At 76.0% G+C, this 1,145-nt stretch carries 1 protein-coding gene; it reads right to left on the bottom strand.

Going from position 1 to position 1,145, the window contains the following annotated elements; genetic code table 11:
* A partial coding sequence (locus K6I33_RS35195) for a twin-arginine translocation signal domain-containing protein (RefSeq protein WP_229358856.1) occupies nt 1-1,039 on the bottom strand: 1,039 nt, incomplete at its 3' end.
* Nucleotides 1,040-1,145: the final 106 nt, after the last annotated feature.

The following is a 1,145-nucleotide window of genomic DNA, read 5'->3' on the forward strand; positions in this document are numbered from 1 at the left end:
GGTGGGGGAGGGAGTCGGCGGCGGGCGTCCGCGGCGGCTCGGGCGCGGCACCCGGTCTGATGATCGTGAACTGTCCGCTCACGGTCAGCAGCAGCTCGTCGCGCGAGACCCAGCGCGGCGGCACGGGCTCCACGTCGCCGTCGACCGGGACGACCGCCCCGTCCACGACGAGCACGCAGGACGCGGTGGGCGCGGGCGTCGTCCGCAGATAGGCCAGCCGCCCGGCGGGCGAGACGGCCGGCGTCATGATCTGCGCGCCTGCCGCGCTCTCGGTGTGCTCGACGCGCACGGCCCCCCGCCCGTCGGCCGCCACGGACGCGACCGTACGGGCCTGGAGGGCGCCCCCGGTCACCTGCCCCCGGACGAACAGCAGCCGCTTGCCGTCCGGCGACCAGACGGGGTCGAAGTCCTCCCAGGCCCCGTCCTGCCCGGGCCCCTCCTGCCCGTCCGTCCCGGTGATCCGCGTCAGCGCCCCCGTCTGGACATCGACCACCCACACCCGGTAGGGGCTGCCCGTCACGGGGTCGCCCTCGCGCTCAGACGCGAACGCGATCCGCGTCCCGTCCGGCGACCAGGCCGGCCCCCGGTCGTCCCACGGCCCGTCCGTCAGCTGCCGCAGCCCGGAGCCGTCCGGCCGCAGCGTCCAGATATGGAAGCCGCCGCCCCGGTAGGCGCAGACGGCCAGCAGCCGCCCGTCCGGCGCGTACGTGGGCCGCGTCGGCTCCAGATCGGCCGGGGTGATCGCGACGGCCTCCCCGCCCTCGCGCGGCACGGACCACAGCACGTTCTGCACCTCGACGACCAGCCGCCCACCGCCGGGGGCGAGCGACCCCGCCCCATTGGTGGCGGCCGTGAACGACAGCGCGCCGCCCCCGCTACGTGGGGCCGCCACCGCTTCTATCGCGTCCACGGGCAGCGCGACGGCCGCACCGGCCACGGCGGCGGTACCGGCCGCCGCCTGAAGAAAACCGCGTCGGGAGAGGGTGGTGTCCAACTGTCCTCCTGGGTCGGGGGAGTTGCACGGGGCGGCAGCCCCCATGGCGGAAGCCGATGGTTGCACGCTCCACAGGCCATGGGTCAACACCCTGGGACGATCACGATCGCCCGGCAGAGCCGTTTCCCGGGGTGCCCACGCACCACCCCCC

The organism is Streptomyces sp. UNOB3_S3 (genome assembly GCF_020740895.1).
In the GTDB taxonomy this organism is placed as follows: Bacteria; Actinomycetota; Actinomycetes; order Streptomycetales; family Streptomycetaceae; genus Streptomyces.